This is a genomic window from Winogradskyella sp., from assembly GCF_013213975.1.
Lineage (GTDB): Bacteria > Bacteroidota > Bacteroidia > Flavobacteriales > Flavobacteriaceae > Winogradskyella.
Genome location: NZ_JABSST010000032.1, coordinates 25,866 through 35,413 on the forward strand (window position 1 = coordinate 25,866; position 9,548 = coordinate 35,413).

The 9,548-nt window shown below is 33.9% G+C and carries 5 protein-coding genes; 4 read left to right on the forward strand and 1 reads right to left on the reverse strand.

What is annotated here, in order from left to right:
* Positions 1–74: 74 nt before the first annotated feature.
* From gdhA to HRU49_RS06565, 4 genes are all read left to right on the forward strand, one after another.
* Complete coding sequence (gene gdhA, locus HRU49_RS06550; protein ID WP_296355379.1) at positions 75–1,418, forward strand: NADP-specific glutamate dehydrogenase; 1,344 nt, start codon at positions 75–77, stop codon at positions 1,416–1,418.
* A gap of 124 nt (positions 1,419–1,542) precedes the next feature.
* On the forward strand, positions 1,543–3,936 hold the full coding sequence (locus tag HRU49_RS06555; protein WP_296355381.1) for a two-component regulator propeller domain-containing protein: 2,394 nt from the start codon (positions 1,543–1,545) through the stop codon (positions 3,934–3,936).
* Between the two features lie 3 nt (positions 3,937–3,939).
* Positions 3,940–4,659 (forward strand): DNA repair protein RecO, encoded by a 720-nt coding sequence (gene recO / locus HRU49_RS06560; protein ID WP_296355383.1) that lies wholly within the window; start codon positions 3,940–3,942, stop codon positions 4,657–4,659.
* Between the two features lie 24 nt (positions 4,660–4,683).
* The gene (locus tag HRU49_RS06565; protein WP_296355385.1) at positions 4,684–7,119 is read left to right on the forward strand and encodes a TonB-dependent receptor; all 2,436 of its coding nucleotides are present in this window, start codon (positions 4,684–4,686) and stop codon (positions 7,117–7,119) included.
* Between the two features lie 58 nt (positions 7,120–7,177).
* Here the strand turns inward: HRU49_RS06565 and HRU49_RS06570 are convergent.
* A partial coding sequence (locus HRU49_RS06570; RefSeq protein ID WP_296355387.1) for a T9SS type A sorting domain-containing protein occupies positions 7,178–9,548 on the reverse strand: 2,371 nt, incomplete at its 5' end.

Below are 9,548 nucleotides of genomic sequence, written 5' to 3' on the forward strand. Positions count from 1 at the left end.
AAAAATAAGCAGATATTTTTACAGATAATGTATCTTTGCCCACTGTAAACGACAATTTATTAACAAATTTCTATATGCAAGATAAAATTCAAGCTTTCTTAGACGAGGTAAAACAGCGAAATGGTCATGAACCAGAATTTCTGCAAGCTGTACAAGAAGTTGCAGAAACTGTGATCCCTTATATCGTAGAACATGACATCTACCATGGTAAAAATATTTTATTAAGAATGGTTGAGCCAGAAAGACTAATTTCCTTCAGAGTAAGTTGGGTTGATGATTCTGGTGAGATACAAGTTAATAGAGGTTATCGAGTTCAAATGAATTCTGCGATTGGCCCTTACAAAGGTGGGTTAAGATTCCATCCAACGGTTAATGCAAGTATTTTGAAATTCTTAGCATTTGAACAAGTATTTAAAAATTCTTTAACTACGCTTCCTATGGGTGGTGGTAAAGGAGGTTCTGATTTTGATCCAAAAGGAAAGTCAGATAATGAAATTATGCGTTTTTGCCATGCGTTTATGACTGAATTATACAGGCATATAGGACATAATACGGATGTACCTGCTGGTGATATTGGTGTTGGTGCTAGAGAGATTGGTTTTATGTTTGGGATGTATAAAAAGCTCAATAATACCTTTACAGGTGTATTAACTGGTAAAGGTCAATCGTGGGGTGGTTCTTTAATTAGACCTGAAGCAACTGGCTATGGAAATGTGTACTTTGCCCAAAACATGTTAGAAACTAAAGATGACTCTTTTGAAGGTAAACAGGTGGTAATCTCAGGTTCTGGAAATGTCGCACAGTACGCGGCTGAAAAGGCAATAGAATTAGGTGCTAAAGTTTTAACTTTATCTGATTCAGGAGGTTATATTTTTGACGAGGAAGGTATCGATTCGGAAAAATTAGCGTTTGTCATGGAACTTAAAAATGTTAAGCGAGGACGAATCAGTGAATATGTCGATAAATATCCAAATGCGACATACGTTGAAGGGCAAAGACCATGGTCTGTTAAATGTGATATAGCACTTCCGTGCGCAACTCAGAACGAATTAAATGGTAATGAGGCAAAAATGTTAATCGACAATGGATGTATATGTGTTTCTGAAGGTGCAAATATGCCTTCTACACCTGAAGCTATTCATGAATTCCAAAAATCAAAAATTTTATTTGCACCAGGCAAAGCGTCAAATGCTGGTGGTGTAGCTACTTCAGGCCTTGAAATGAGTCAGAATTCATTGCGTTTAAGTTGGACAAGACAGGAAGTCGATGAAAGGCTTAAAGAAATAATGACAAACATCCATAATTCTTGTGTTGAATATGGTAAAAATGAAGACGGCTCAATTGATTATATCAGAGGAGCAAATATTGCTGGTTTTGTAAAAGTGGCCGATGCAATGTTAGCTCAGGGAGTAGTCTAAAGGATATTTCTCAATAATACTAAAAGCTTCTATTTTATAATAGGAGCTTTTTTTGTGACTTCTTATATCATAAACCAAATGTTGTCCGTTAGTATTAATATATTTGAGCAAACTAATTTTAAAGATGAACAAAATCTTAAAGGTTTTATTACTGATTTGGCTGTCAATTAATGCATTATGCTACAGTCAGGATTTTTCAACTTTATGGCAATCGCATTATTCTTACAACAATATAGTAGATGTGGTTCATGGTCCAAATAAAACCTTTGCAGCAGCACAAAATGCAATATTCGAATATGATGTTGTAACGCAAGAAATGAAAACTATTACAACTGTAGAAGGGCTATCTGGTCAAGAAATCTCAACCATTTACTACAGTCAATTATTTCAATATTTGATTATTGGATATAATACAGGATTAATTGAAATTTATTCTGAGACAGATGAATCAGTCTTAACTGTTGTGGATATTCTAGAAAAGGATAACATAACTCCTGCCAATAAGCGTATTAATCATTTTTTTGAATATGAGGGTTTAGTTTATGTTTCAACAGACTATGGAATTTCAGTTTATGATTTGGAGCGATTGGAGTTTGGGGATACATTTTTTTTAGGTAATGGAGGTAGTCAAATTATTGTAGCTCAAACAACAGTATTAAACAATAGAATTTTTGCTGCTTGTAAAAGTAATAACGGTATTAAATCTGCAAGTTTAGACAATCCAAATCTTGTCGATTTTCAGCAATGGGATCAAGTTTTACCTGGTAATTATTTTGTAATTAATACGCTAAATGAAAATGTTTATACCGTTAGAGGGGACCGACGCATTTATGAAATTGACAGTGACAATTCCTGGAATTTTATTCTGCAATTAGACAGCAGGCCAATTGATAGTGAAGTTAATCAAGATCAGATTGTCTATTCTTCTAGCGATGAGGTCTTGGTATTTGATAGTAATTTTCAGCTGCTCAATATGTTTTTTCCAACTGTTGAGTATGATACTGATTTTTCATCGGCCACCATTATAGATGGTTTTGTCTACATTGGAACTACTGATTTTGGGGTATTAAGGGCAAATATCAATAACAACAGTTTGTTTGATGAAATAAAGCCTAACGGTCCTTTATTTAATGAGATTTTTAGGGTTAGCGCAGAGTCTGAAATTGTATATGCAACATTTGGCGATTATTCTGAGTCTTTCAATCCATTTCCTTTAAGAAGCAGGGGCTATAGCTATTATCTTGATGAAGATCAAGAATGGCGAAATATACCTTTTGACAGTGTCCTTGGAGCTAGGAATTTATCTGAAATTTCTTTTAATCCGTTTAATCCAAGTCAAGTTTTTATCAGTTCTTGTGTTGATGGTATTTTAGAAGTTAATAATTTTGAATCAACCATTCTTTACAATCAAGATAATAGTGGATTAGAGTCATTGATTTCACCGAGCAATCCAAATGCTGTAAGCATTAGAGTAACTGCATCTACTTTTGATAGAGAAGGGGTGTTGTGGTCCTTATCTGCGCGTGCCCCTAATCCTTTAAAATCGTATGATCCAAGTACAGGAAATTGGCAAGGCTATGATTTTTCTGCTATTATAGAAGACGCCTTTAGTGATGAGTTTGGCTTTTTTGATATTGCTGTTGATAATAATGGCACTAAGTGGATTGGAGGTTATTCCAATGGATTATACGCTTTTAATGAAAATATAGGACCAGATCCATTAAAGAATATTACGTCAGAAGAACAAAACTTACCTTTTCCAAGGGTGACTTCCTTAGAGGTTGATAGTAGAAATCAATTGTGGGTAGGGACATTTAATGGCCTAAGAGTTTTATTTAATACTTCAGGATTTTTTGATGATCCAAATCCAACGCTCAGTTCAATTATAATATTGGAAGATGGTATACCTAAAGAATTATTAGAAGGTCAAACAATTTCTGATATAGAAGCAGATGGTTCTAATAATAAATGGGTGGGAACGGTTGATTCTGGGGTTTTTTATTTTTCACCTGATGGACAAAACACGATTTATCATTTTACAGCTGAAAATTCACCATTGCCCTCCAATCGCATTAATGATATTTCTATTGATCCAAATAATGGAATTGTTTACATTGCCACAATTAAAGGAATGTTATCCTTTAGAGCAGGTGGATCTAAGCCTGAAGAAACGTTAGAAAATGCATTTGTATATCCAAATCCCGTTAGACCAGAATATGATTTGTTAGGATATAATGATTTAAATGATATTAATAAAGGAATAAAAGTAAGTGGCTTAACAGAACGTGTTAATATTAAAATTACTGATGTAGAAGGTAATTTGGTTACCGAAGCTCAATCAAATGTAAATTTACGATCTTCTAATTCAAATTATAATTTTGCAATTGACGGAGGAACTGCAATTTGGAACGGTAAAAATTTGGCAAATCAAGTCGTAAGATCTGGGGTTTACCTCATTATGATTTCAGATTTAGATTCATTTGAGACGAAGGTACTTAAGGTCTTGATCGTTCGATAAATTATGCTTGCAAAGAATAATGGTATTGTCCTTTCAAAAATTAAATATAAAGATTACGATCTCATTGTAAAATGTTATACACAAAATCGAGGTGTAGTAAGCTATATTTTAAGAGGGATTTTGAAATCAAAAAAGCGCCAGAGTAAGGTTGTCTACTTCCAGCCGTTATCTCAAATTCAAATTGAAGAAAACTATAGACCTAATTCTGAACTTCATTCAATAAAAGAAGTAAAGTCAAACTATATTTATAAAAGTCTTCATTCTAATATTTATAAAAGTGCCATTGTACTTTTTTTAGCAGAGGTACTGTCAAGTGTTTTTAAGGAGGAAGATAAGAATGAAGATTTGTATCATTTTATAGAAACAGCTTTACAATATCTTGACAATGAAGAAAATTTTGCCAATTTCCATCTTCTTTTTTTATTAAAACTAACCAGATATGTAGGATTTCAACCAACAAATTTAGGGCAAAATCAATCTTATTTTAATCTTCAATCTGGAGTATTTGAAACCACTGAAACCAGCATTTATTCTGTGTCAGGAAAAAATTTAACAATATTAAAGGACCTATTGGGCATAAATTTTGATGCTTTAAAAACTATAAAAATTAATGCAAGTCAAAGACAAGACTTTTTAAATATGTTATTGCATTATTTTGAATTACATTTGGATGGTTTTAAAAAGCCAAAATCATTACAAGTGCTTAATGATGTTTTTCATTAAGCTATTTTTTATGAAGCGATTTTAATGAAGATGCAAATTAGAGCGAAGTGTAATATTGTCTTTACAATTCTCTTATTTCTATTTATACAGTTCACCTATACCCAGACTATAACTGTATTAGAAAAGGAAAGTGATGATCCTATTCCCGGCATAGCCTTATATAATCTAAAAAAAACTAAATATGTTGTAACAGACATTAATGGTCAAGCAAAGCTGGACAGCTTTAATGATCGAGAAATCATTTATTTTCAAAATTTACTCTATCAAAAATTACAATTAAGAAAGGTTGAAATAGCTGATTTAGAGTTTAGGATTTACTTAACTCCAAAAGTAGAGGGGCTGAAGCAGATTGTTATTTCAGTCTCAAAGTTTGAACAGAGCAAAAGAGACATACCACAATCTATAGTTAGTATCAATGCTAAAGAAATCGCCTTAGCCAACCCTCAGACAAGTGCGGATTTATTGAATAATACGGGAAATGTATTTATTCAGAAAAGTCAATTAGGTGGTGGAAGTCCAATGATAAGAGGATTTTCAACAAACAGATTACTCATTACAGTAGATGGTGTAAGGATGAATAACGCTATTTTTAGAGGTGGTAATCTTCAAAATGTTATTTCTATAGACCCTTTGTCTATTCAAAATACAGAAGTAACTCTAGGTTCTGGATCTGTGGTTTATGGTAGTGATGCTATTGGGGGCGTAATGAGTTTTTATACTAAAAAACCTCAATTATCTTATAGAGAGAATTTATTATTTAAGGGAAGCGTCCTAACAAGATATGCTAGTACAAATCATGAAAAAACGGGGCATTTCGATCTTAACTTCGGATTGAAAAAATGGGCGTTTCTAACAAATGTAAGTTTTACAGATTTTGATGATTTAAGAATGGGAAGTCATGGCCCGGATGATTATTTGAGACCAGAGTATGTTGTTAGACAAAATGGTGAAGATCTCATTGTTACTAACTCTGAGCCACAGGTGCAGATACCTACAGCATATAGTCAGTTAAATTTAATGCAAAAAGTGCGTTATGAACCATCTGATAATCTACAGTTTGATTTAGGGTTGTATTTCACAACAACATCCGATATTCCAAGATACGATAGATTAATAAGGCCTCAAGATGAGACCTTGAGATCTGCTGAATGGGAATATGGTCCACAGCAATGGTTTATGAGTAATTTTCAGATTACTAAAACCAGCAGTAGTTCCAATTTGTATAATAAGATTCAGACAACTATTGCTTATCAGAATTTTAAAGAAAGCAGAGCAGATAGAGATTTTCAATCTCCGTTGAGAGAAGTACGAGCAGAACATGTTGATGTGCTTTCTTTTAATTTAGATTTAGAAAAACGTTTAAGCTCTAAAACCACATTCTTTTATGGTCTCGAATATTTATATAATAAAGTAGGCTCTGAAGGTCAAGAGGAAAATATTGAGGCTAATACCATTGCTCAAAATGTAACACGATATCCTAATGGTGCAACTTGGCAATCTTTGGCGGCCTACACAAGTTTAAAATATAAACCCAATTCGAAGTTTGTTTTTCAATCAGGTCTAAGATTTAATCAGGTTTTTGCTAATGCTGATTTTACAGAGAATAACGTATTTTTAAACCTACCGTTTAATGAGACCAAAATCAATACAGGTGCCTTAACAGGTACAGCTGGATTAACTTGGATACCAAGTGAGATGATTCAATGGAAACTTAATGCTTCAACCGCCTTTAGAGCACCTAATATAGACGATATAGGGAAAGTGTTTGATTCTGAACCAGGATCTGTTGTAGTTCCAAATAACGACCTAAAAGCAGAATATGCCTATGGTGGTGAATTAGGGCTTAGATTGAATTTTGATAGCAAAGTAGTACTTGATTTAGCTACCTATTATACATTTTTAGACAATGCGTTAATTCGTAGAGATTTTGAATTAAATGGTCAGACTGAGATCATTTATGATGGCGAAGTAAGTAATATTCAAGCCATTCAAAATGCCTCAAAAGCGTGGATATATGGATTTGAAGTTGGGTTAGAGGTTAATTTTTCTGAGTTCCTTAAAATGCGTTCTCAATACAATATCATTGGGGGAACCGAGGATGTCAATGGGATTGAGGTGCCGGTTAGACATGTTGCACCAAATTTTGGAAGAACCCATTTGATTTGGGAAAAGGATAAACTCCTTCTTAATGCATTCTTGGAGTTTAATAATGAGTTATCTTTTAATCAATTGGCGCCTTCAGAACTTTCAAAAGATTATTTATATGCTTCGGATAAAAATGGTAATCCTTATTCACCCTCATGGTATACTTTTAATTTAAGATCTCAGTATAGTTTTAATGAAAAGCTGAGCTTAACAGCATCCTTAGAAAATATAACAGATCAAAGATACAGACCTTACTCTTCTGGGATTTCAGCTCCTGGACGTAACTTAATATTAGCTTTAAAATATAGTTTTTAAAAAAAAACCACCTCATCCGTTTAGATGAGGTGTCTGATTTTATTTAAGACTAGTTTAGTTAGAGTCTCTTTATTGCTTTTTTACTGATAGTTTGTCCGTTGGAAAGTGTAACCTTAGCAATGTATGCAGCCTTACTTAGTTTTGAGATATCGTAAACCTCAATTGAACTGTTCCCATTAAAACTATAAATTAGTCTTCCCAAGACATCTAAAATTTCAACATTGGAAATGGTATGGTTTGCACCAACTTTTATTTGGACTTCTTTTTCAGAAAGCTCAGTAATTATAAGCGCGTTAGCGTCAAAAATGCTATCATCGATAGATAAAGCATCTGCTCTAAACACGATGTCAAAACGATCTTCGAAGGTCCCAGGATCTGATGTGAAAGCATAATCAGATGCTTTTAAATTGTGTATGGTATTCAAAAGTTTGTCAACGACAAATATTTCATTTTCATTCATAAAGGTACCTTCAACCTGCGCAATGGAAAGAGTATAAATTGTAGGTGCACTAATGTAAGTATTGAAGCCTAAGGGAATTATTTCATCCATAGATAAGCTAGTCAGACTTTTTCCTTGAATTGCAAACGCTTTCTCTATACCATCTATTCTAGTATAAATTGAAGTATTAGATTCTACAGAGCCATTTTTAAGAGCATCAAAGTACATTCCATCATAGTCATTTGTTGCGTTTTCTAAATATCCGACTAGTATTTGACTAAATGCTCCATTGTCTGTAGTGAGATTAATCCAAAGTTTATCTTTAGGGCTACTTGTTCTAAAAAATTGATTATTATTTCCCGTGACACGCATTGCGTTATTAAAAATAACATTTGCAGTTTGAATATCTTCTCCAGATACCGGTGAAGGTAATACTTGAGTTGATGTTGCTGCATCATCCATTACAATAAAGAATGCTTGACCAGAAGGAATATGTCTCGTTGGAATGGTTGAATCACCACCATTATTTTGAGCAGCAGTTTGACCCGTACCATTAATAATAGCGTAGTCTGACTGAGAGAAATTTATGTTTTCATTACCATTGCTAGTGTTATTTGGTGCTGTATTTTGAGACCAAAGATAAATTGCTCCTTCCACTATTGGGTTAGGTTCTGGGATTGATTGGTCAATTACGCCCATGTTAGTGTTTAAAAACACATCAGCATCAATAGCAGATGGATAAGGATTTCCAATGAGATTCCAGTTATTATCGTCAGTTTCTGAATCGTTTCTATATAAAGGAACAGTAATAATACCATTGTTAAAGAGGCCACTAAACGTATATCGAATGCGACATGCTGGTCCAGGGCAATTTGGCGTACTTCCAAATACTATCGGGTCATGTGTTGAGGCATAGCCAACACCAGGAATAAGGTAGGTCGTTGAAATGTTCCCCCAGTCATAAGGTGCTTGATCATCTACATCATCAATTCCTGCGCCTTCGGATGTAGTATCGTCATTATTATTTTCAAAAGTAGAATCACGATAATATTGTGCATTATAATGAAAACGCCGATTGGGATTAGATGCGGCAAGACCTACTGCAGGTGTTTCTTCAAATACTGGCGAACTCCAATAGGTATATTCATACCAGTTATTTGAAGGAGCAGTTAATTTGCTTACACGGAGATTAGTACCAATATCCGCATTAACATCGCCACTATCGTTAATCTGTACAAAAGATCCTTGTGGTTCAATATTTATACCACCACTTGTTGTATTGTTTACATCCAAATTATTTTCAATCTCAACATAATGTCCATTGTTTATTGTTAATGTTACATTGTCATTAAGTGTTAAATTACAAGCACTAAAACTTTGTTGTAAACCAGTGTTAGCAGTAGAAAAATTTGCTGCTAAGACAATATTAGTTGAAATAGTTGGGAGGGTGTTTGTTGCAGTGCCATCATTCCATATCCAATTTGTACCATTCCATGTCGCTTGGCTAATAATAATAGAAGTAGCATTAGAAGCAGTATAGCATGTAGCATCATCTTCTCTTACTTGACAATAAAACTGAAAATCTGATACGCTATTTGCATCCGATATTATTAGATTTGGTGAGTTAGTTGTTGTGGTGTAAATCCCTCCATTAGAGATAGCTTGCCATCCAAGTCCTGCATTTGACGGATCAAAAGCATACCAATAATAGGCTAGAGTGTTACCTCCAACTGTGCCTTCAGTGGCAGATACTGATATGGTAATTTCATTGCAAGACGTTGTATTACTTACTATTGAGGTGACTGCAGGAGGTGTCCCATTAGAGAATTCATAGGTTCCAATATTTGAGTAATCATTGTCAGCACATGCCGTCCAATCAACATAAGTCCAATCAGCAATATTAAAGGTTGTATTTGGAAGATTACCAGCGTTATTATTTCTTGTAAATACAACTCCTTCAGAACCTATACCTAAGGCATCTGACCAAGTA

What these genes read in the sequence shown, in the direction of transcription:
- gdhA (WP_296355379.1), top strand. Translation starts at nt 75, where the DNA reads ATGCAAGATAAAATTCAAGCTTTCTTAGACGAGGTAAAACAGCGAAAT.
- HRU49_RS06555 (WP_296355381.1), top strand. Translation starts at nt 1,543, where the DNA reads ATGAACAAAATCTTAAAGGTTTTATTACTGATTTGGCTGTCAATTAAT.
- recO (WP_296355383.1), top strand. Translation starts at nt 3,940, where the DNA reads ATGCTTGCAAAGAATAATGGTATTGTCCTTTCAAAAATTAAATATAAA.
- HRU49_RS06565 (WP_296355385.1), top strand. Translation starts at nt 4,684, where the DNA reads ATGAAGATGCAAATTAGAGCGAAGTGTAATATTGTCTTTACAATTCTC.